Origin of the sequence: Blautia sp. MB18-30 (assembly GCF_023669475.1) — a bacterium.
Lineage (GTDB): Bacteria > Bacillota > Clostridia > Lachnospirales > Lachnospiraceae > Blautia_A > Blautia_A fusiformis.
Map to the genome: position 1 here is coordinate 83,861 of NZ_JAMOYY010000009.1, position 22,789 is coordinate 106,649.

Below are 22,789 nucleotides of genomic sequence, written 5' to 3' on the forward strand. Positions count from 1 at the left end.
TAATATATAAAGGAGCGTGACAGATATGGCAAAAAGCAGTTTTTGGGATGATCTGGGAAACACACTGACAAGAAAGGCAAAGGGCTTAAGTTCCAGAGCAGAGAATCTCTATGAGATCCAGAAGATCCGTAACAAGCTCTCTGCACAGGAGCGTATGACCGAAAAGCTGATGATGGATATCGGAAAGATGATCTATACACGTTATGAGCAGGGAGAAGCCGTTGACGGTGAGACGGGAGTTATCTGCGAGGAGATCAGCCAGCACATGCTGGAGGCAGATCACTACAGAGATGCGATCGCTGCCAGTAAAGGGGAGAAGTTCTGCCCGGCCTGCCATAAGGCGGTGATGCGGGAGGCCAGCTTCTGTCCGTATTGCGGAGCGGCGTGTCCTACAGCGGAGCTGGAAGAGAAAGCTGCTGATGTGATCGAGCAGGCAGAGGAGGAGCTTGAAGAGGCTGCTGAGGCAGAGGTGACAGAAGTACCGGAGACAGAAGCGGAAGAAAACGCAGAAGCTACAGAAGCGGCAGCAGATCCGGAAGAGACAGTAGAAGCGTCAGAAGTAGTAGAAACAGAAGAAGCTACAGAAGTGGCAGCAAAAACCGCAGAAGCGTCAGAAACAGAAACATCAGGATCAGATCCGGAATTGGAAGAGGAAAGAACGGAAGTGGGATCTGCAGAAACAGAGGAGCCTGCGGCTGATCCGGAAAATACAGAAACAATAGAAGAAAAAACAGAATAACCATAAGCATATAAGGCAGGCTTTCCCCAGTGGGAGCCTGCCTGAGTATTATGTAGACCACAGAAATAAGGAGAGGGAATAATGTTGTGGAATTTACTGACGGCGGGAATCTTTGGTACAGACTATTATATAAAGAAGAAAATCAACACATCGGAAAAGAAAGATCTGAAGGAAAAGTGCCTGGGAGGCAGACTGATCGTAAGAAATTGCCATAATCATGGGATGATGCTTGGAATATTAAAAAACAAAGATAAAGAATTCCTGAGAGATCTTGCATCTATGGTGCTGGGCGGTGCGATCTGGGAGTATATACGTACTTCCGGAGAAAAAGGTACACGCATATCCAAGCTTGGGCTTTCCATGATCCTGGGCGGCGGTCTGAATAATTATACGGAACGTCGCAGAAAGGGATACGTCACGGATTATGTGAGACTGAATGTGGAAAATCCGAAGCTTAAGAAGGTCGTATTTAATATTTCGGATCTTTTCATATTTACAGGTGCGCTTCTCTGGGGCGGGAGCGAGATCTTTTCTGAAAAAGAAAAATAAATAAAAAAACAGAAGTGCCGGTGTTGGGCGCTTCTGTTTTTTTGATTTTGGATAAAATAAAAAAGAATGCAGGAAATGGGACTTGAACCCACACGATCTTGCGACCACAGGCACCTGAAGCCTGCGCGTCTGCCAATTCCGCCATTCCTGCATTTTTTCAACCGGCTTGCTTCGCTTTGTTTGCTCCGCTCGTCGACTGCTCACTTATAATAACTCAGGAATTGGATAATGTCAATAGAAAAATTCAAAAAAATTAAAAAAATTCAAAAAAAATATTTTGAGTTAGTTTTATACGTTTTTTTTGCATATGGTGTTGAAAAATGACGATTCCTGTGATACAATCTTGAAGATTTAGGATAAAATAAGAGAACAAAGAAAGGGAGATTGTATGAAAGCATTTCTGATATTGGAAGATGGCCATGTATTTACAGGAACCAGCATTGGTTCTGCAAGGGAAGTCATCAGTGAAATTGTCTTTAACACTTCCATGACCGGTTATCTGGAAGTAATGACGGATCCTTCTTACGCAGGACAGGCGGTGTGTATGACATATCCGCTGATCGGAAACTACGGAATCTGTTATGATGACCAGGAATCAAGGAAGCCGTGGATTGACGGATTTATTGTACGCGAATTATCACGAGTTCCCAGCAACTTCAGAAGCGTAGACACCATTCAGCATTTTCTGAGCAAAAACGACATTCCGGGAATCGCAGGAATTGATACCAGAGCACTGACTAAGATCCTTCGTGAGAAGGGAACCATGAACGGAATGATCACAGTTGATGAGAACTATGACCTGGATACAATCATCCCCAGATTAAAAGCATATACAACAGGAAAAGTGGTAGAGAAGGTTTCCTGCCGCGAAAAGGAAGTGCTTAAGGGGAACGGACCGAAGGTTGCCCTTCTTGATCTGGGCGCCAAGAAAAACATTGCACGCTCACTGAATGAGAGAGGATGCCAGGTTACTATTTACCCGGCTCTGACATCTGCAGAAGAAATCCTTGGAGACAATCCGGACGGCATCATGCTCAGTAACGGACCTGGAGATCCGAAGGAATGTACTTCTATTATTAAAGAAATCAAAAAACTCTATGACTCTGATGTACCGATCTTTGCCATCTGTCTTGGACATCAGCTTATGGCTCTTGCAACAGGCGGAGACACCCATAAGATGAAATACGGTCACAGAGGCGGAAATCATCCGGTTAAAGACCTTGAGACAGGAAGAGTATATATTTCCTCCCAGAACCATGGCTACGTTGTAGACGCAGAGGGACTTGAGGAGAAAAATATCGCACATCCTGCATTTGTAAACGTCAACGACGGAACAAACGAGGGTATGGCATATAATGGAAAGAACATCTTTACTGTACAGTTCCATCCGGAAGCATGCCCTGGACCACAGGATTCCAGTTACCTTTTTGACAGATTCATGAAGATGATGGGAGGAGAGAAATAATGCCAAGGAATAAGGACATAAAAAAAGTACTTGTAATCGGCTCAGGCCCGATCATAATCGGCCAGGCAGCAGAGTTTGACTATGCAGGAACCCAGGCATGCCGCTCCCTGAAGGAAGAGGGCATGGAGGTTGTACTTTTAAACTCCAATCCTGCTACCATCATGACAGATAAAGACATCGCAGACAGAGTTTACATCGAGCCTCTGACTGTTGAAGTCGTAGAGCAGCTGATCCTCAAAGAGAAACCGGACAGTGTACTTCCTACACTGGGCGGACAGGCAGGTCTGAACCTTGCCATGGAGCTTGAGGAAAAGGGCTTCCTGAAAGAGCACAATGTACGTCTCATCGGTACCACAGCAGCAACGATCCGTAAAGCTGAGGACCGTCAGGAATTTAAGGATACAATGGAAAAGATCGGCGAGCCGGTTGCAGCATCCAAGGTCGTAACAACTGTAGAAGACGGTGTTGCGTTTACTCAGACTATCGGTTATCCGGTTGTTCTCCGTCCTGCATATACACTTGGCGGAAGCGGCGGTGGTATCGCGTATAATGAGCCGGAGCTTCGTGAAATCCTTGAGAATGGTCTCCGTCTTTCCCGTGTAGGCGAGGTTCTTGTAGAGAGATGTATCGCCGGATGGAAAGAAATCGAGTACGAGGTAATGCGAGACAGCGCAGGAAACTGCATCACAGTCTGCAACATGGAGAACATTGACCCGGTTGGTGTCCATACCGGTGACTCCATCGTAGTTGCTCCTTCCCAGACCTTAGGAGATAAAGAGTACCAGATGCTCCGTACATCTGCTCTTAACATTATTACAGAGCTTGGCATCACAGGTGGATGTAACGTACAGTACGCTCTTCATCCGGAGAGCTTTGAGTACTGCGTTATCGAGGTTAACCCTCGTGTAAGCCGTTCCTCCGCACTTGCAAGTAAGGCTACCGGTTATCCGATCGCCAAGGTTGCAGCCAAGATCGCACTGGGTTACACACTGGATGAGATCCCGAACGCCATCACAGGCAAAACATACGCAAGCTTCGAGCCGATGCTGGATTACTGTGTTGTTAAGATCCCGCGTCTGCCATTTGATAAATTCATCACAGCAAAACGTACACTGACTACACAGATGAAGGCTACCGGTGAGGTTATGAGTATCTGCCATAACTTCGAGGGCGCTTTAATGAAGGCTATCCGTTCCCTGGAGCAGCATGTAGACAGTCTGATGTCCTATGACTTCTCACATCTTTCTGATGAAGAACTGATGGACGAGCTGAACATTGTGGATGATCGCCGTATCTGGAAGATCGCAGAAGCCCTGAGACGAAATGTTTCCCAGGAGAAGCTTCATGATATCACAAAGATCGACATCTGGTTCATCGATAAGCTGGCTATCCTTGTTGAGATGGAGCAGGCTCTGAAAACTCAGAAGCTGGACAAAGACCTTCTTCTGGAAGCAAAACGTCTGGAGTTCCCGGACTACATCATCGCAGACCTGACAGGAAAGACAGAAGCTGAGATCAAAGACCTGCGTAAAGAGTATGGCATCCGTGCAGCATACAAGATGGTTGATACCTGTGCAGCAGAGTTTGCGGCAGCGACACCATATTACTATTCTGTATACGGCGATGAGCAGACAGAGAATGAAGCTGTAGAAACAAAAGATAAGAAAAAGATCCTGGTACTTGGTTCCGGCCCGATCCGTATCGGTCAGGGTATCGAGTTCGACTTCTGCTCTGTACACTGTACATGGGCATTTGCGAAAGAAGGATATGAGACGATCATCATCAACAATAACCCGGAGACAGTAAGTACAGACTTCGATATTGCAGATAAGCTGTATTTTGAGCCGCTGACACCGGAAGATGTTGAGAATGTTGTAAATATCGAGAAACCGGACGGAGCTGTTGTTCAGTTCGGTGGACAGACAGCTATCAAGCTTACAGAGGCACTGATCAAGATGGGCGTTAAGATCCTCGGAACATCTGCTGAGAACGTAGATGCTGCAGAGGATAGAGAGCTCTTTGATGCCATTCTTGAGAAATGCCAGATCCCGAGACCGAAGGGACACACTGTATTCACAGCAGAAGAGGCGAAAAAAGCTGCCAACGAGCTGGGATATCCGGTACTTGTCCGCCCGTCCTATGTACTTGGAGGACAGGGAATGCGTATCGCTGTCAGCGATGAGGACGTGGAAGAGTACATCGGAATCATCAACCAGATCGCACAGGAGCATCCGATCCTTGTTGATAAGTACCTGATGGGTAAAGAAATCGAGGTCGATGCAGTATGCGACGGTGAGGACATCCTGATCCCTGGAATCATGGAGCACATCGAGCGTGCAGGTATCCATTCCGGAGACAGTATTTCCGTATATCCGGCACAGACCATCAGCCAGAAAGCAAAAGATACCATTGCCGAGTACACACGCCGTCTTGCACAGGCACTTCATGTAATCGGTATGATCAATATTCAGTTCATCGTTGTAGGCGAGGATGTATATGTCATCGAGGTTAACCCGCGTTCCAGCCGTACAGTACCGTACATCAGCAAGGTAACAGGAATCCCGATCGTTCCGCTTGCAACAAGAGTTATCCTTGGACATAAGATCAAAGAGCTTGGTTACACACCGGGACTTCAGAAAGAAGCAGAGTACTTCGCAATCAAGATGCCGGTATTCTCCTTCGAGAAGATCAGAGGCGCAGATATCAGCCTTGGACCGGAGATGAAATCCACAGGTGAGTGCCTTGGTATTGCTAAGACCTTCAACGAGGCTCTTTACAAAGCATTCATCGGGGCAGGAATCCGTCTTCCGAAACACAAACAGATGATCATCACTGTTAAGGATGAGGATAAAGAGGATATCATCCCGATCGCAAAACGCTTCGAGGCTCAGGGATACCGTATCTTCGCAACAAGAGGTACAGCAAATGTCCTGACTGAGAACGGAATCAAGGTAACACGCACCAATAAACTGGAGCAGCCGTCTCCGAACCTGATGGACCTGATCCTTGGCCACAAGATCGATGTTGTCATCGATACACCGCCACAGGGTGTTGAGCATCAGAAAGATGGTTTCGTCATCCGTCGTAATGCCATCGAGACAGGTGTCAATGTGCTTACAAGCCTTGATACTGCAGAGGCTCTGGTCACAAGTCTTGAGAATACAGACCTGAACCACCTGACTCTGGTAGATATCGCCACCATCGACAATCGATAATAAATTGTAAATTCTGTGAAATAAAAAATTAAAAGTTTACGAATTGTCAAATATGTAATATACTGATAAGGACGGGGCCGTCGTTCACATACCGGCCCTGTCCTTATCTTGCTTTTAGAAAGGAGTTAACATGATTTTTATAGAATTACTGAAGGTTATCCTTCTCGGTATTGTGGAGGGAATCACCGAGTGGCTTCCGATCAGTAGTACCGGACATATGATCCTTGTGGATGAGTTTATCAAGCTGAATGTATCCGAGGCATTTATGGAATTTTTCCTGGTGGTGATCCAGCTTGGCGCGATTCTGGCAGTTGTTGTACTGTACTGGAACAAGCTGTGGCCTTTTTACATAAGAAAAATCCCGAAGAAAACACAGATGGCACTGCGTAAACAGCCGGCAGTACCCAGAACTGTCCTTACTTTTGTAGAAAAATACTGTGATAAGGATAAGTGGATCCTCTGGTTTAAGATCCTGGTAGCATGTCTGCCGACGATCATCATCGCTCTTCCTTTTAATGACATTATTGAAAAGAAATTTTACAACTATGTGGTCGTTGCCATCATGCTGATCGTTTATGGTGTGCTTTTTATCGTTATCGAGAACTACAACAAACGCCGCAGACCAACCTGCACCAGACTGGATGAGCTTTCCTTTAAGACAGCGCTGATCATCGGCTGCTTCCAGGTGCTTTCCGTGATTCCGGGAACATCCCGTTCCGGATCTACCATTATCGGAGGAATCCTTGCAGGAACATCCCGTACAGTTGCAGCAGAATTTACCTTTTTCCTGGCAATTCCGGTTATGTTCGGAGCAAGTCTTCTGAAACTGGTCAAATTCGGTTTTGCCTTCAGCTCCACAGAGCTGATCATCCTGATCGTAGGTGTTGTGGTATCCTTTGTGGTATCTGTTCTTGCCATCAAATTCCTGATGGGATATATCAAGAAACACGATTTTAAAGTATTCGGCTGGTATAGGATCATTCTTGGTATCCTGGTGCTCGGATACTTCGTTGGAAAAACATTTTTAGCATAAAACTGCAATCTGGAGGTAATCATTATGAAATATAAGAAGCTTTTGATCGTACTGACAGCAGTGACGGCGCTTGGTATTGCCGGCTGTGGAAAATCATCAAAGGAAACAGCAGAGGTGACACCAACACCGGTTCCTACAGCCGCACCTACGGCTGCACCGGCTACATCCACACCGCTTCCCACATCTACACCTGCACCGAAGCTGATCGGTGTAAAGACCAGTACTGCAAAATTTGTTTATCTTACCAACAGCACGAAGGGAGAGATCCGTGAGATCTATCTCCGCGCGGCAGGAGGGGAAGAATGGGGCAAAAGTCTTGTTCCTGCAGAAGCTACCATCAAAGATGCGGAGCAGGTGCAGATGTATTACACCCCGGATTCTGCAAGAGATGCCATCTATGATATGAAGATCGTAGACGGAGACGGAAATGCCTATGAGATCTACAGTGTACAGCTGAGCGATATGGAAAAGGCAAAACTGATGATCGATAACGGAGAAGCATACCTGACCTATACAAGCCTCAGTGACAAGAGTGAGAAGAGCACTATTGGCAATGTGGAAACGGATAACAGTGAGGCGGACAGCAGTGATTCCGCAGACAGCACAGATGCTTCAGATCTGACAGACAGTTCTTCCGGTATCACGGATACTTCTTCCGACAGCAGCGATGGAAGCTATGACAACAGTGATGATGGAAGCTATGATAACAGTGATGACGGAAGCTATGACAGCAGTAATGACGGAAGCTACGACAACAGCGATGACGGAAGCTACGACAACAGCAGTGATGATGGAAACTATGACAGCAGTGATGATAGCGGCGACTATGTAGATGACAGCGGCAACAGCGGAAGCGGTGACGATTCTCTTGACAACAGTACAGATACAGATGACAGCGGAGACGGAGAGATTGTCTGGGATGATAACGGAGACTGGTCAGAGGAATAAACCGGGATCCTGTAAACAGAGGGAAACATGGAACAGACATTTCTTGAAAAACTGAAACGAGTAAAACCTGGGGATCTGCTTCACATCATCAAGTTTATCCTGGCATTTCCCATTGCGATGGTCTACAGACTTTTTCGCAGGGATCTCTGGCTTCTCTGTGATACAGAGAATGAATGCCGGGATAACGGATTCTGGCTGTACAAATATCTGAGAGAAAATACCAGTGAGGATGCAGTGTACGCCATCAATAGAAAATCTCCGGATTATGCCCGGGTAAAAGATATGGGACCTGTGATCCAGTATGGAAGCTTCCGCCACTGGATCTACTATCTGGCTGCATCAAAAAATATCAGCTCCCAGAAAATGGGAAAACCAAACGCAGCCATCTGCTATGTGCTGGAGGTTTACGGAATCCTACGGAACAAGCGGGCGTTCCTGCAGCATGGGATCATTACGGCAGATCTTAGTTTTCTGTACTATCCGCATACAAAAATGAGCCTTTTTGTTACCAGTACCTATGATGAGTGGAAATATGTCAATGACCGGTACGGATATCCGGAAGGCTATGTGCAGGAGCTGGGACTGTGTCGTTTTGACCAGCTTCATGATATGAAGGTAAAAAAGAACCAGATCCTGATCATGCCGACCTGGCGTATGTATATCCGCAATGAGATCTCAGCCTCTGATCACGAGCTGGAAGCACAGAAATTCATGGAAACCGATTATTACCGGTACTGGGATGCACTTCTCAAGGATGAGAGACTGATCCGCTATATTGAGGAGAACGATCTTCAGATCATCTTTTATCCGCACAGGGAAATGCATCGGTTCCTGAAATATTTTCATGTGGATCATCCGAAGATCACAGTGGCGTCCTGGCCTGAGTACGATGTGCAGACACTCCTTAAAGAGTCCGCAGTGCTGGTGACTGATTTTTCCAGTGTGGCCATGGACTTTGCCTACATGAAAAAGCCACTGGTCTACTACCAGTTTGACAATGAAAAATTCCGGCAAAGTCATCATCAGATCGGGTATTTTGATTTCCGGAAAGATGGCTTCGGTCCGGTATGTGTAACGGAACAGGAAGTAACGGACTGGCTGATCCGCCTGCATAAGCAGGGATTTGCCAATGAAGAGATCTATCTGGAAAGACACGGAAAATATTTTGATCTGTGGGATACAAAGAATTGTGAAAGAAATTACAAAGCGATCAAAGAAATGTAACAGGTGGTGAAAAATTGCAGCAGTTAATGGAAGCTCCGGCGGAGATCAAGGTAAAAACCAGGAAATTTTCGCTGACAAAAGGAACCATAAAGATCAGTTTTGAGCTGGAAGGATCCAGAGGAAGGATCCGTTCCCTGAAGCTGAAACAGCGAAATGCAGTGTTGGATACAAGTTTTCCTTTTGAAATGCAGACAGCAAAAAAAGGAAATACGATCGTGTATCATGCACAGATCAATGTAGATCAGTATCCGATGGAAACCGCATTCTGGGATGTGGTGGCATCTGTGGATAAAGAAGGAAAAGGAAATTATGAGGATGCGATCCTGGGAGGCTTAAGTTCAAAACTTAAACTTAAGCTGATCCTTTTTCCAAGATGGACCAGAACCGGGGATGGGCATATGGTTTATCCCTTTGTCAACGGAGCAAGGCAGTTTACCATTCAATACCGGAAATATGATCCGAAATATGACAGCTATGCATTTATAGCAAAAGAATTTCTTGCATTATTCTGCTATTTTATCCTGAAACCTTACTGGGATCATAAGAAATTATGGCTGATCTGCGAGAAATACTGTACAATGGCACAGGACAACGGCCTCTATTTTTTCCGGTACTGTATGGAGCATGCACCGGAGAAGGACAGAAGTCGGATTTTTTATGTAATAGATAAAAAATGTCCGGATTATCAGGCTGTAAAAGAGTATGATGCCAATGTGATCCAGTTCATGTCATTTAAGTACATGATCTATCTCAGCGCTGCACGGTATCTGATATCTACCGATGCAATCCGGCATTTTTATATCTGGGATTCGCCCAACAGCATCTACAAGGTTCTGTATCAGGCACGGAAGAACATCGTATTTCTCCAGCATGGAGTGATGGGCTTCAAGCAATGCCACAGGACCTTCCATAAAGGCGGAGGCAATCAGATGGCACTGTTTGTGGTGTCTTCGGGTTATGAACAGAAGATCATCCATGATTATTTCGGATACGATAATGAAGAGATCATTATCACCGGACTGGCCAGATGGGATGTGCTGGAGGACAAGTCGGATCCGGCTCATAAAGAGATCCTGCTGATGCCTACATGGAGAAGCTGGCTGGAGGATATCAGCGAGGAGCAGTTCAAAAAAAGTGAATACTATCAGCGTTATAAAGCATTTCTGCAGGATGAGAGGCTTAAGACTCTTCTGGAAAAGGAAAATATCACGCTGAATTTTTATATCCATCCGAAATTCCGGGAACATATCCGGAGCTTTCAGGTGGAAGACAGGCATATCCGTCTGATCCCATTTGGGACTATGCCGCTGAATCAGCTTCTGATGAGCTGTCATATGCTGATCACCGATTATTCTTCTGTTTCCTGGGATGTCTACTATCAGGAAAAACCGGTGGTATTTTATCCCTTTGATCTGGAAACCTATGAGAAAGTCCAGGGAAGCTATATGGACTACAAAAAAGATGTTTTCGGAGATCTGGCATGGGATCAGAACCAGCTGGTAGACCTTATCGGAGAATATGCGAGGAACGGATTCCGTGAAAAACCGGAATTTTCAGGAAGAAGAGATGAGCTTCTTCCCTACAGGGACAATGACAACAGCAAACGAATTTATGAATATATAGCCAATGCTCAAATACCGGACAAACTGAAAAGAAGGCTGAAAGAGAAAAAATTTTAATGTAAGGATACAAAAGGAGCAATATGAACAGGGAGTATGAATTTTCAGTAGTTGTTTTTGCAAAAGATACCGCAAAGCTTTACAGAACCTTTAAAAATGTACGTGAGGTCACACCGGAAGGAACGGTACAGATCCTTGCAGTATGCATTGCAGGAGATATGGATATTCCTGATGAACGGGACATGCGGGAGCTGGAGGAAGCCGGAGAAAAGGAGAAAGAGCTCAAGGACGAAGAGCTGGATAAGATCTACGGAGAGTTCAATCCGGAGGATCCTCGTTTCCGGGAGATGCTGGATGACCGGGATCTTTTATATATTGACGGACTGGAATGTGGGGATCTTGTGGCGGAGCTGAAGGATAAGATAGCTGGAAGCTATGTTGTTTTTGCAAAAGCCGGAATCCGTTTTTCCCCAAAATCCAGTGCAGAGATCAGACGCTGCTTTGAGGAAGAAAACAGAGATGTTGTCCTAACAAAGATCCGTGGAAAAGGAAATATCTATGTGCGGGAGCATAATAATTACTGTAACCGTTTCACCGAAAAAACAACGCTGGATAACAATGTATATCTTCTGCATCAGCTGTATACCGCTTACACATTTGCCGCAGATCAGGTGAAATGGGTATCCGAGATCCGTCCGGAGATCTGGTATCTGGATGTGATGACCATGGTATATCAGTCCGTTGTAAGCTGCCGGAGTCTGGGAGTGGCTTCAGGGGAAGATATCTATGTGCAGATCCTTGCGGACCATCTCATGGTGGAGGACTGGAAGAATATGCTGCAGGATCCGGACCAGCTGGAGGTATTTTATCAGGAATTTTTCCGAAAGATCGCAGACTGCAGAATAAAAGAAAATCCTGTTCATGAAAAAAATGCAGATTATGTGCTGCTGTATTACAGCGCAAAAATAGCTGATATCATATTTGATAACGAGAAGCTTGATGAAGAGAAAAAGTGCAGATATGAGGAAGGTATCGAAAGCTTCCTGAAGCAGATGGAGTTTCCGGAGATCGTGATGTCCAATCAGCATATCAGCAGGGCAAACAAAGTATATCTTCTCCGGAAATATTATCCGGATATATGCAAAAAATTTCCGGATCAGGCAGACACGATCCTGAATCCCATATATGACAATCTCCGTGTCAAGATATTCCAGCCGGAAAAAGACCAGCTGCACTGTGAATTTTCCATTGTGGAGCCTGTGAGCAGGACAAACCGTGCATATATGATGACTGGTGGCAACACCTATGAAGCCAGATGGAAATATACACTGGAAAGAACCGGCTGGTGCAGAGAAGAAAGTGCCGTTGAGAAGCTGTATATCGTGGACATTCCGCTTTCCGAGATCCGGGAGTTTATCAGCTGGGGCACAGGCACAGATGGACATATAAATAAAATGTACAATATTTCCTACGGAAAATATGTGCCATTTACAAAGAAGCTGCCGCTTTTCCTGCATATAGAGGATAAGCTTCTGTATCTTAACGAAAAAGTCCGGATGATCCGTGGAGAGGATCAGGAAGATGCAAAGGTTCTGGGCCATCAGTATGAAGTAACGGTAGAGCCATACAGTCAGAGTAGGGAGAAACAGCTGAAGAAAAAACGCACCAAAGCAATATTTTCTCAGGGAAAGGCCGGAAAAAAGGCAGTTCTCGTACGTAAGCTCTACGAGATGCAGAAGGCAAAGCAGAAAAAGCAGATCTGGCTGATCTCCGATCGTACAACACGCGGAGATGACAACGGCGAAGTGATGTTCCGCTATCTCTGCGCCAATCCGGACCCTACGGTGGAGCCGTACTTTGTAGTCAACAAGGATACACAGGATTATGTGGAAATGAAGAAGCTTGGAAAGGTTGTGGAGCCTTTCTCCTGGAAGCATAAGCTTCTGTTCCTGCTGAATGAATTTTCACTGTCCTCCCAGGCTAACAAACCGGTGATCAATCCTTTTGGAAAGCTGGAGTATCTGTACCGCGATATCATCTATGACAAAAAGCTGGTATTTTTACAGCATGGTGTGACCAAAGACAACCAGTCCAAGTGGCTGAACAAATACAACCGTAATCTTTTCGGATTTATCGTCAGCACAAAGCCGGAATATGATTCTGCCTTTACCTATGACTATTTTTATCCGGAAAAAAATATCTGGCTTACGGGAATGCCGCGTTATGACCGTCTGGTCCATGATGAGCGTAAGTATGTGACGGTGATGCCTACCTGGCGCAAAAGCCTTTCCTCAGGAACCGATGCCAGAGGGGTATGGCAGCTTGGAAAAGAATTTCAGGAAAGCGAATATTTCCATTTTTATGATGATCTTCTCAACAACGAAAGACTTCTGGGAGCGGCAGAGAAGTACGGATATACCATCTGCTTCATGCCTCACCCAAATACCATTGACGGTCTGCATATGTTCCGTCATGATCCACGGGTAAAATTTATGGATTCGTCTTATTCCTACAAGGACATTTTTGCCCAGACAGATCTGATGATCACGGACTATTCTTCGGTTGCCTTTGATTTTGCATATTTGAGAAAACCCATCGTATACTCCCAGTTTGACAGAGACAGCTTTTTCAGTGGCGCGCATTCCTACACAGAGGGATACTTTGACTATGAGAGAGATGGCTTCGGAGAGGTGGAGCATACACTGGACGGAACTGTGGACCGGATCATCGAATATATGGCAGACAGCTGTCAGATGAAAGAGGAATATCGGAAACGAATGGATGAGACCTTTGCATTTAATGACCGTAACTGTTCCAAACGAGTTTATGAGAGGATCATCGAGAATCGGTAATATGGAGGTTGGATTTTGGAAGGAAAGCAGGCAATAAAGTTTGATAAATATAATTCTCAGGCGATGAAGGGCATTGCCATTGTTATAATGCTGTTCCATCATATGTATCTGAGTCAAGACAGATTTGAGGGGCTGAATGTTGTTTTCACTCCGTTTTCAGCAGATCGGATCATGTATCTGTGCAGAACATTTAAGATCTGTGTACCGATCTATGCATTTATTTCCGGATACGGACTGTATCTCAGTTACAGAAAAAATAATTCTACACCTGGCAAGTGGACAGCCAAAAGACTGATAAAAACAATGGGAGGGTTCTGGATTATATGGGGGCTTTCTGTTGTGAGCTCACAGCTTTATAACGGCTATGCCGTGGCCAGATATTTCGGAAACGGAAATATTGCCAAAGGTGTTAGCGCAATGGTGCTGGATTTTTTTGGTCTGGCGAAACTTTTCGGAACTTCGACTCTGAACGGAACCTGGTGGTATATGAGTGCGGCGATCATTTTTATCATCTGCGTGCCACTGTTTATGATAAAGGAAGAATATCTGGTATTTATTCTTGTGGCTGTTGCAGCATTTCCACGGATAATTTCCCTGGAGGTTATGGGAATTACGGGTATTTATGCATTTTTACCGGTATTTCTCATGGGAATGTGTGTAGCCAAGTATGATCTGTTTAACCGATGGTTTAAGATATGGAATGCTGGAATGAAGCATGTTTTCAAATTTCTTCTGGAGCTTCTTGCGGTGTTTATTTTGTATAAAGCGTACAGAACTTTGCCGCTGACGGTATACAGTGAGATCCACTGGGGTGTGTATCCAATTGTATTTATGGCATTTTGCTGCGAATTTATTAATGTCATTCCGGGAGTGCGACAGATTTTATTGTTCCTCGGAAAACATTCCATGAATATATTTCTGATACATACATTTATAAGAAAATCTTCTTTTGTGTATGTGAGTGGATATTTTCTGACCAATACACTGACGCTTCTGCTGGCTTCACTGGCAGTGTCCATAGCGCTGGAATGGCTGAAAAAGGTAAGCGGATACAACCGCCTGATCCAGAACATCTGTGTGAAAGCAGAACAGATTATATAAAAATATAAAAAATCCTGAATTCTGATAAACATCTTTTTTACCGGACAGAATAGATGTCCGGGCTTCTGATATATATCAGCATTCAGGATTTTTATTGTATAGAAACAGGCTCAGATAGAAAAAATTTCTCCTGTATGGCTTGTATCATATCCTGTCTGGAGGGACAGGAACCGGCGGAAAGGTTCGGATGCAATGGTTTCCGCTACGGCCTGAAAGCCGGGGGTGCTCAGATTTTTGGTCTGCATAACCAGGAAGAGTGATTCCTGGCAAACAGGAAGAAAATCCAGCTCCGGAAAGTTTCTCGCTACACAGGCCTCGCCAAGAGCTATGTCTGCCTGTCCGCCAGCCACTGCAGCAGCCGTGGAGTGATCGGTAACAAGCTCATTTCGATATCCGGATATGGAATCCGGTGAAATTTCGGAAGACAGAAGTGTACGGTCAAGAAGGATGCGACGGCTGCTTCCTTTTTCGCGGTTCACAAAAATAATATCTGCCCGTGTAAGATCAGAAAATCCCCGGATATTCTTGGGATTTTCTTTTTTTACATAGAAGCCGACGGGATATTGACACAGAGAGATCACAGTCAGTGGGATACCGGGTATAAGGCTATGGATATCTTCCGGTGAGGCGGATGCACAGGCAATGTGGACTTTTTCAAAATAGAGAGAATACAGTCCGTTGTAGGTATTCATGTGAGACTGCAGAACAGGCAGATTGTCCGGGTGTGTGGGAAGCTGATTCAGGAGAAGATCCAGAGCCGGAGAAGCCTGTCCGCTGATGATCAGTCCACTGGAATGCAGAAGATAATCCCTTTTCAAAAGAGAACTCTCCGGCTGGTGATCATAAGACTGAGCAGAAGACGCAGAACATTCCGAACCCTTAAGATACTGAGACAGCTGTTCCTCGCTGACCCGCAGCTGTTTGCCGACTTTGGAGGAGGAAAGCTCTCCGCGTTTGATCAGGTCATATACTGTGGATTTTTTGATCTTTAGTTTATCTGCAACTTCCTGTGCTGTGTAGACTTTATTCATCGATACCTACCATAACATTGGTTGCTTTAATAACTGCGTAAGCATCAGAGCCTACTTTCAGTCCAAGTTCTTCCACCGCCGCACAGGAGATGGTAGCAGTGATGATATTTCCACCACCGATATCGATGGAAACGATGGAATTTACAGCTCCCTGGTTGATGTTGATGATTTTTCCTTTTAACTGATTACGTGCACTGAGTTTCATAAGTAATTCTCCTTTTCTTGAATATTGAATGAACCGGATCAGGCAAGTTCTCTGCTTCCGTTGTGCAGAGCAATGAACCTTGTGTGGGATTTGTCTGTATCAGGAGTGCTGTAAGCCACTCATGATAAGAAACGAAGCGGATCGTGAACATCCGCCTGGCTTGTCAACTATGTATTTATGATAGCACTTGCAGAGAAAAACAGCAATGCCTTATAGCTTGACAAGAAACTTTCCTTTCGGTAAAATTAAACAAAACCATTCAAAACTAAACAAAACTGAACGAAACGGAAAAGGAGAGAAACAAAAGATGAAGAAAAAAATCTTAGCAGCCCTTACCGCGGGAATTTTAACAACAGGCCTTATGACCGGAACTGTTTTTGCGGCGGACACAGAAGTGAAAGGTGATGAGAACCTGAAGGGAGAGGTTTATGCATTTATTGCTGCCAGCCTCAGCAATTCCATGGAGGAGATCCAGAAGGATTTCAATGAGCTTTATCCGAATGTAACGATCTATTACAGTGCAGACAGCTCAGGTACACTGCAGACACAGATCGAGGAAGGTGCACGCTGTGATCTTTTCTTTTCAGCAGCAGATAAACAGATGGATGCCCTCACAGAGGAAAAACTGACAAAGGAAGACACCGTTAAGGATCTTCTTGAGAACAAAGTCGTTCTGATCAGACCAAAGGACGGAGAGACAAAGGTAACAGGATTCGAGAATATCACAGACGCTGAAAATATGGCGCTTGCAGGAGAGGATGTTCCGGTGGGACAGTACGCCCGTGAGATCTTTAACAATCTTGGGATCATGGACGATGTAAACAAAATGGAGATCAACGAGTGCAAGAATGTAACGGATGTACTTGCAGCAGTCAGTGAAGGAAGCAATGAGGTTGGTGTTGTATATGCGACAGATGCTGCATCTGTTACTGATAAAGTAGATATCATCGCAGAGGCGCCGGCAGACAGCCTTAAGACGCCGGTTCTTTATCCTGTGGGACTTATCGAGGACAAGGAAGCATCGGAAGACGATACCAGGGCAGCAGAGGCTTTTCTTGATTATGTAGAGTCTGACGCAGCGATCAAGGTATTTGAGGACTATGGATTTACAGCATATGAGGCTGAGGATTCCGAGGATGCCACAGAAGCTTCTGCAGACAACACGGAGGCTGAGGACAGCACAGCTTCCGCAGACAGCACATCCAAATGAGTATGATGTAGAAAACCGGCAGGCAGTAAATATTGAAACACAGTAAATGCCGGCACAGGAATGAAATATGACAGAATTTTTGAGAGAAATAAACTGGAGTCCTCTGTGGATTTCCTTAAAAACAGGTCTGGCAGCCACAGTGATCGCTTTTTTTCTGGGAATATTCTGTGCCCGAAAGATCATGAAGCTGAAGCCGGGAGCCAGAGCAGTACTGGACGGGATCCTTACTCTTCCGCTGGTACTTCCTCCTACAGTGGCTGGATTTTTTCTGCTACTGATCTTCAGTCTGAAAAGGCCCTTCGGAAGCTTTCTTCTGGATAATTTTGATATTAAGATCGTGCAGACCTGGAAGGGCTGTGTGATCGCAGCGGCAGTGATCGCATTTCCGCTGATGTACCGCAATGCACGGGCTGCTTTTGAACAGGTGGATATAAATCTTATCCATGTAGGCCAGACTCTGGGGATGAGCGACAGCCGGATATTCTGGCGGGTAGTCATGCCGGCGGCAGGACCGGGGATCGCATCCGGAACAGTGCTGGCATTTGCACGCGCGATCGGAGAATATGGCGCAACCTCCATGCTTGCCGGAAATATCCTTGGAAAAACCAGAACAGTTTCTGTTGCCATTGCATCAGAGACAGCAGCCGGAAATTACGGAACTGCAGGATTCTGGGTCGTTGTGATCGTGCTGATCTCCTTTGTGATCGTAGCGCTGATCAATATCGTATCCGGAAGAGGAATGAAAACAAGAAGGTGGATCTGATGGCAGTCAAAGTAAATATCGAAAAAAACTTCCGTGATTTTTCCCTGAAGGTAGATTTTGAAGGCAGTTCGGCAGCCATTGGGCTTCTTGGTGCTTCCGGCAGCGGAAAAAGCATGACCTTACGCTGTATTGCAGGAATCGAAACACCGGATAAGGGAAGGATCGTCATCAATGGAAAAACAGTGTTTGATTCTGAAAAAGGGATCAATTTGAAACCGCAGAAGCGTCGGATCGGATATCTGTTTCAGAATTATGCGCTGTTCCCAACCATGACAGTGGAACAGAACATCCGCTGCGGTTATCGTGGGGAAAAATCCTCCGCCAGAGAAAAAGTGGCAGATCTGATCCGGCGATATCATCTGGAGGGGCTGGAGAAGCGCCTGCCCTCACAGCTTTCCGGCGGACAGCAGCAGAGAGTGGCACTGGCCAGAATGATGATCGGAGAGCCGGAAGCTATTCTTCTGGATGAGCCGTTTTCCGCACTGGACGGTTACTTGAAGGATGTGCTCCAGCGGGAGATGCAGGATTTCCTCAAGGACTATCCGGGAGATATGATCCTTGTGACACACAGCAGAGATGAGGCCTATAAATTCTGCAGGGAGCTTTCCATTGTACATGAAGGCAGGATCCTTGTGACCGGGGAGACAAAGCAGCTGTTTGAGAGACCGGGACTTCTGGAGGCAGCAAAGCTTACCGGCTGTAAGAATTTTTCCAGAGCGGAGAGGCTGGGACCTCACGAAATCTATGCGGCGGACTGGAAAATGAAGCTCCATACCGAAGAAAACGTAGATATGGATATTACCCATGTAGGGATCCGCGGCCACTGGATCCGCCCGGAATCAGAGCCGGGTGAGAACTGTATGGCAGTGCAGGTAGACCAATACATAGAAACTACATTTGAACATCAGTATATGATCCGAAACAAAGCGGAAGAGAATGCTGCCGGATTATGGTGGATGCGTCCCAAAAACAGCTTTACGGAGGATCCGGATAAAGATCTTCCGGAATATCTGTATCTTCCACCGGAGCATCTGATGCTGCTGAAATAAAGAACCCCCGGAAACAGACATTATCTGCTGTTTCCGGGGATTTTTTGTGTTCCTGCATTTTTGATGGATTTTTACGAGCAGAATCTATTTTCCATGATTTCCGGAATAGGTGATGTAATCGGACACCATCATGGCAAGCTTGAAGGCCAGTGCATCCTCAAAGGTACGGATATCCAGGCCAAATCGCTTCTGCAGCTTTTCAAAACGGTACACCAGAGTATTCCGGTGCACATAGAGCTGTCTGGAGGTTTCAGAAAGGTTCAGGTTATTTTCAAAGAAGGTCCGGATGATATTGAGGGTTTCGTCGTCAATAGATTCCAGGGATTCTTCTCCGAAGATCTCGCCTACAAACATGTTGCAGACCTGAGTGGGCAGCTGATAGATCAGACGGCCAATGCCCAGACGGTTATAACCGAAAACGTTTTTGTCAGCATAAAAGATCTTGCCGACCTCCAGAGCAGTGCGGGCTTCCTTGTAGGCATCGGAAAGCTCCATGATATCATCTGCAACATTGCTGTAGGAAACCCAGGCAGAGGTCATGGCCTCTGTATTGAGCATATCCACCAGCATGCAGGCGATACCCTCCAGCTCTTCGTAGCTTTCGGTGCTCTGAAGCTCACGTACTACGATGATGCCGGAATCATCCAGTGCAGTGATAAAATCCCGTGTACGGGCAGAAAAGATGTTGCGGATGGTAGCCAGGGCATTTTCGTCCTTGTGCTGCTTGGTTTCCACAAGAAATACCGCACGGCGGGCAGAAGGTGTGATATGAAGACGGGCAGCCTTGTTAAAAGCTTCTACCTGGGAATAGCGGTCCAGGAGAAGATTCTGCATAAAGGAGTTCTTGTCTGTTTTTTCCGTATAGGCGGTGAGGAGACTTTCTACCTGGCAGACAGCAAGCTCTCCGATGGTAGAAGCCTGCTCTCCGGAGCCCCATACGATCAGAAGCATATTGCTCTGAGGTGTGTTGTTCAGCTTGTACAGACTGCAGCTGCGGTTGGAGATGCATAAGGCAGGATCCTCCCGGAACTGAGCAAGCTTTTCAGAAGAAGGAAGTCGGCGGTCCCCTGTGGAAATGTATATCTGGTCATTTTCATCCAGAATACAGAAATCAAGACCGCTGATCCGGGTCCAGTCATCCAGACATTTTTGAATTGTTTGCTGTATTTTCATAAAAAGCGTCCTTTCTGATGTGAAATAAAACTAGTGAAATAAAAAGAAACCCCGGGAAATCATATCCCCCGGGGTTACATTCTGTTTTTATGATTCGACGAGAATTAGTTTGTGATAGTAAGCTCTGTCTCTTTGTCGAAGAAGTGAGCTTTCTCCATATCGAATGCAAATCTGATCGGATCACCGGTCTTAGCTGTTGTACGAGGATCAACTCGTGCTGTAACCTGAGTTCCGTCAACATCGAAGTACAGGAATACTTCAGCACCAAGAAGCTCGTAAACTTTAACTACGGAGTTCATTGGTTTGCTTGGAGATGTCTCAAGGAACATCTGAGAATCATGAATATCCTCAGGACGGATACCAAGAACAACTTTCTTTCCAACATAGCCTTTGTCTTTCAGGACTTTAGCCTTAGCTGCCGGAACGATAACCTCATGCTCACCACCGATCGTAGCAACTACATTGCCGCCTTTTTCGGAGATAACAGCATCAAGGAAGTTCATCTGCGGAGATCCCATGAATCCTGCAACGAAGAGGTTGCCTGGTTTCTGATACAGGTTCTGTGGTGTATCAACCTGCTGAACAACACCGTCTTTCATAACAACGATTCTGGTACCAAGTGTCATAGCCTCTGTCTGGTCATGTGTTACATAGATGATAGTAGCGCCAAGTCTCTGATGGATCTTGGAGATCTCGATACGCATCTGTACACGAAGCTTAGCATCCAGGTTGGAAAGAGGCTCATCCATAAGGAATACCTTAGGATTACGAACGATAGCACGTCCCATAGCAACTCGCTGTCTCTGACCACCGGAAAGAGCCTTCGGTTTACGATCAAGAAGCTTGTCAAGGTCAAGGATTCTTGCTGCTTCACGAACAGCCTTGTCGATCTGGTCCTTCGGAACTTTACGAAGCTTAAGTCCGAATGCCATGTTATCATAAACTGTCATATGAGGATACAGAGCGTAGTTCTGGAATACCATTGCGATATCACGGTCCTTAGGCTCAACATCGTTCATGACTTTGTCACCGATCTTAAGTGTACCACCGCTGATCTCCTCAAGACCTGCGATCATACGAAGTGTTGTAGATTTTCCACATCCGGATGGTCCTACGAAGATGATGAATTCTTTGTCTTCGATCTCCAGGTTGAAATCTTTAACTGCCTGGAAGCCGTTCGGATAAGTTTTATTAATGTGAGATAATGATAAACTTGCCATTGTTGTTTCCCTCCAAAATTAATATATTGTTTTACGTAATTTCCTTTGCTGGTTAACAGTATATCGAAAATGAGAGAAAAGGGCTAGAGCTGAATCTTACAAAGTTTCCGGCAGTTTCTTGTCATTCTGACGAAAAAACGAAAGGGGATTTTTCGTCATTTTGTCAAAACGACGGTTTCCTATGTACAGGTTCACGAGACATTATACGGTATTCAGGCAGAATCCTCAATATGTAAAAAAAAGTTCAAAGGAGTTATTTACAACTAACCTAAGTTGGAGTATACTAACTTATTAGATAAAAGAAAAGTTTTCTCAATAAAGGAGGGATCAGAATGCATATTGCAGAAGCCGAAACAGAAGAGAAAAAAACAGGATGCTACCGACATACAGAGATGCAGAGGGATCTTATTATAGAGAAACTGAAGGAGAAGGGGCTCCGCATTACCAGACAGAGAAAGATTCTTCTGGACATTATCCTGGAGGGAGAGTGCTCCTGTTGTAAGGAAATCTATTACAGGGCTTCCGCACTGGATCCGAAGATCGGTGTAGCTACAGTATACCGTATGGTCAATACGCTGGAATCCATCGGTGCTATCAGCCGAAAGAATATGTATCGCGTGGCATGCAGCACAAAAGGCGTCTGCACAGTAGAACTGGATGATGATACGATATGCCATCTGTCCGGACAGAAGCTTAATGAAGTGATCCTTGCAGGACTTCGGGCCTGCGGGGAGATCAGTGAACAGAATATCCGTACCCTGGCGCTGCTGCCTGTTCATGAGGTTGGGTGAGTATGGAAAAGCTATGGCACAATATAATAGGAAAGAAGAGGTTTGTACAGACTAAGAATTAGATAGATTAAACTATTAGCAAAAATTAACTGTTAGGCAAAAATAACTGAAAATTTAACGAATTGTGTTGAATTCACACAAAAAACACTGGACTTTTTTTTACAGACATTTTATAATAATGAAAATATCGGGACGGACATGAAAAATCCTCACCGGGAATCAGAAAAAAATAAAAATCATATATCAGGAGGAAATTATTATGGCAGACTTTAAATTCAAGAAATCAGGACTTTTTGCAGCAGGCGTTCTTTTCGGTACAGCAGGAATCAAGATCCTCACAAGCAAGGATGCGAAGAAGCTTTACACAGGATGCACAGCAGCCGTTTTAAGAGCTAAGGACTGCATCATGAAAACAGCTACGAATCTTCAGGAGAATGCTGAAGATATTTATGCTGAAGCTAAGGAGATCAATGAGGAAAGAGCAGCAGCTGAAGAGGCTGTAGAGGATGTTGAGACAGAAGCAGAGGAAACTGCAGATGAGGATGCATTCAAAGAAACAGCAGAAGAGACAGAAGAAGCAGCAGAAGAGACAGCTGAGTAAA

Annotated in this window: 19 protein-coding genes and 1 tRNA gene; 15 read left to right on the plus strand and 5 right to left on the minus strand. The window is 45.3% G+C overall.

Going from position 1 to position 22,789, the window contains the following annotated elements:
- Positions 1 to 25 precede the first annotated feature (25 nt).
- Positions 26 to 739, plus strand: a complete 714-nt coding sequence (locus NCY57_RS06140) for a zinc ribbon domain-containing protein (protein WP_250789561.1) — start codon at positions 26 to 28, stop codon at positions 737 to 739.
- 81 nt (positions 740 to 820) lie between these two features.
- Positions 821 to 1,288, plus strand: coding sequence for a signal peptidase II (locus NCY57_RS06145; protein WP_195656682.1), 468 nt, complete (start codon positions 821 to 823; stop codon positions 1,286 to 1,288).
- Between the two features lie 67 nt (positions 1,289 to 1,355).
- Here NCY57_RS06145 and NCY57_RS06150 read toward each other — a convergent pair.
- A tRNA-Leu gene (locus NCY57_RS06150) sits at positions 1,356 to 1,439 on the minus strand.
- Positions 1,440 to 1,676: 237 nt separating this feature from the next.
- Here NCY57_RS06150 and NCY57_RS06155 point away from each other — a divergent pair.
- From NCY57_RS06155 to NCY57_RS06190, 8 genes are all read left to right on the plus strand, one after another.
- Entirely contained in the window at positions 1,677 to 2,753 is a 1,077-nt protein-coding gene (locus NCY57_RS06155) for a carbamoyl phosphate synthase small subunit (protein WP_015527400.1), read from the plus strand.
- Positions 2,753 to 5,968 (plus strand): carbamoyl-phosphate synthase large subunit, encoded by a 3,216-nt coding sequence (carB, locus tag NCY57_RS06160; protein WP_250789562.1) that lies wholly within the window; start codon positions 2,753 to 2,755, stop codon positions 5,966 to 5,968. Before NCY57_RS06155 ends, carB begins: the two co-directional genes overlap by 1 nt.
- 130 nt (positions 5,969 to 6,098) lie before the next feature.
- Positions 6,099 to 7,001: an undecaprenyl-diphosphate phosphatase gene (locus NCY57_RS06165; protein WP_021651920.1), complete on the plus strand. Its 903-nt coding sequence runs from the start codon at positions 6,099 to 6,101 to the stop codon at positions 6,999 to 7,001.
- A gap of 24 nt (positions 7,002 to 7,025) precedes the next feature.
- Positions 7,026 to 7,949 (plus strand): hypothetical protein, encoded by a 924-nt coding sequence (locus tag NCY57_RS06170; protein ID WP_022426081.1) that lies wholly within the window; start codon positions 7,026 to 7,028, stop codon positions 7,947 to 7,949.
- Positions 7,950 to 7,976: 27 nt separating this feature from the next.
- Positions 7,977 to 9,173: a CDP-glycerol glycerophosphotransferase family protein gene (locus tag NCY57_RS06175; RefSeq protein WP_110102798.1), complete on the plus strand. Its 1,197-nt coding sequence runs from the start codon at positions 7,977 to 7,979 to the stop codon at positions 9,171 to 9,173.
- Positions 9,174 to 9,187: 14 nt separating this feature from the next.
- Positions 9,188 to 10,852 (plus strand): CDP-glycerol glycerophosphotransferase family protein, encoded by a 1,665-nt coding sequence (locus NCY57_RS06180; RefSeq protein WP_110102797.1) that lies wholly within the window; start codon positions 9,188 to 9,190, stop codon positions 10,850 to 10,852.
- A 23-nt stretch (positions 10,853 to 10,875) separates the two neighbouring features.
- Entirely contained in the window at positions 10,876 to 13,644 is a 2,769-nt protein-coding gene (locus tag NCY57_RS06185) for a CDP-glycerol glycerophosphotransferase family protein (RefSeq protein WP_173722535.1), read from the plus strand.
- A 15-nt stretch (positions 13,645 to 13,659) separates the two neighbouring features.
- Entirely contained in the window at positions 13,660 to 14,745 is a 1,086-nt protein-coding gene (locus NCY57_RS06190) for an acyltransferase family protein (protein WP_173733465.1), read from the plus strand.
- Positions 14,746 to 14,855: 110 nt separating this feature from the next.
- On the opposite strand, the gene NCY57_RS06195 is transcribed toward NCY57_RS06190, so the two are convergent.
- Both NCY57_RS06195 and NCY57_RS06200 read right to left on the minus strand, forming a co-directional pair.
- Complete coding sequence (locus tag NCY57_RS06195) at positions 14,856 to 15,776, minus strand: substrate-binding domain-containing protein (protein ID WP_173739813.1); 921 nt, start codon at positions 15,774 to 15,776, stop codon at positions 14,856 to 14,858.
- Positions 15,769 to 15,981, minus strand: a complete 213-nt coding sequence (locus NCY57_RS06200) for a TOBE domain-containing protein (protein ID WP_015527392.1) — start codon at positions 15,979 to 15,981, stop codon at positions 15,769 to 15,771. The genes NCY57_RS06195 and NCY57_RS06200 overlap by 8 nt, the downstream gene beginning before the upstream one ends.
- Positions 15,982 to 16,288: 307 nt before the next feature.
- Between NCY57_RS06200 and modA the strand changes: the two genes are divergently transcribed.
- The 3 genes from modA to NCY57_RS06215 all read left to right on the plus strand — a co-directional run bounded on the left by modA (position 16,289) and on the right by NCY57_RS06215 (position 19,003).
- A complete protein-coding gene (modA, locus tag NCY57_RS06205) occupies positions 16,289 to 17,191 on the plus strand; it encodes a molybdate ABC transporter substrate-binding protein (RefSeq protein WP_118368932.1) in 903 nt (300 codons plus the stop codon).
- 67 nt (positions 17,192 to 17,258) lie between these two features.
- On the plus strand, positions 17,259 to 17,954 hold the full coding sequence (gene modB, locus NCY57_RS06210; protein WP_173761052.1) for a molybdate ABC transporter permease subunit: 696 nt from the start codon (positions 17,259 to 17,261) through the stop codon (positions 17,952 to 17,954).
- A complete protein-coding gene (locus NCY57_RS06215; RefSeq protein ID WP_129975601.1) occupies positions 17,954 to 19,003 on the plus strand; it encodes a sulfate/molybdate ABC transporter ATP-binding protein in 1,050 nt (349 codons plus the stop codon). Before modB ends, NCY57_RS06215 begins: the two co-directional genes overlap by 1 nt.
- Positions 19,004 to 19,087: 84 nt before the next feature.
- On the opposite strand, the gene NCY57_RS06220 is transcribed toward NCY57_RS06215, so the two are convergent.
- Positions 19,088 to 20,176 (minus strand): PucR family transcriptional regulator, encoded by a 1,089-nt coding sequence (locus NCY57_RS06220; protein ID WP_129975599.1) that lies wholly within the window; start codon positions 20,174 to 20,176, stop codon positions 19,088 to 19,090.
- 104 nt (positions 20,177 to 20,280) lie between these two features.
- Positions 20,281 to 21,396 (minus strand): ABC transporter ATP-binding protein, encoded by a 1,116-nt coding sequence (locus tag NCY57_RS06225; protein WP_015527387.1) that lies wholly within the window; start codon positions 21,394 to 21,396, stop codon positions 20,281 to 20,283.
- A 332-nt stretch (positions 21,397 to 21,728) separates the two neighbouring features.
- On the opposite strand from NCY57_RS06225, the gene NCY57_RS06230 reads away from it, so the two are divergent.
- Positions 21,729 to 22,187, plus strand: a complete 459-nt coding sequence (locus NCY57_RS06230; RefSeq protein ID WP_021651932.1) for a transcriptional repressor — start codon at positions 21,729 to 21,731, stop codon at positions 22,185 to 22,187.
- 259 nt (positions 22,188 to 22,446) lie between these two features.
- The gene (locus tag NCY57_RS06235) at positions 22,447 to 22,788 is read left to right on the plus strand and encodes a DUF6110 family protein (RefSeq protein ID WP_110102788.1); all 342 of its coding nucleotides are present in this window, start codon (positions 22,447 to 22,449) and stop codon (positions 22,786 to 22,788) included.
- The last annotated feature ends 1 nt before the right edge of the window (position 22,789 follow it).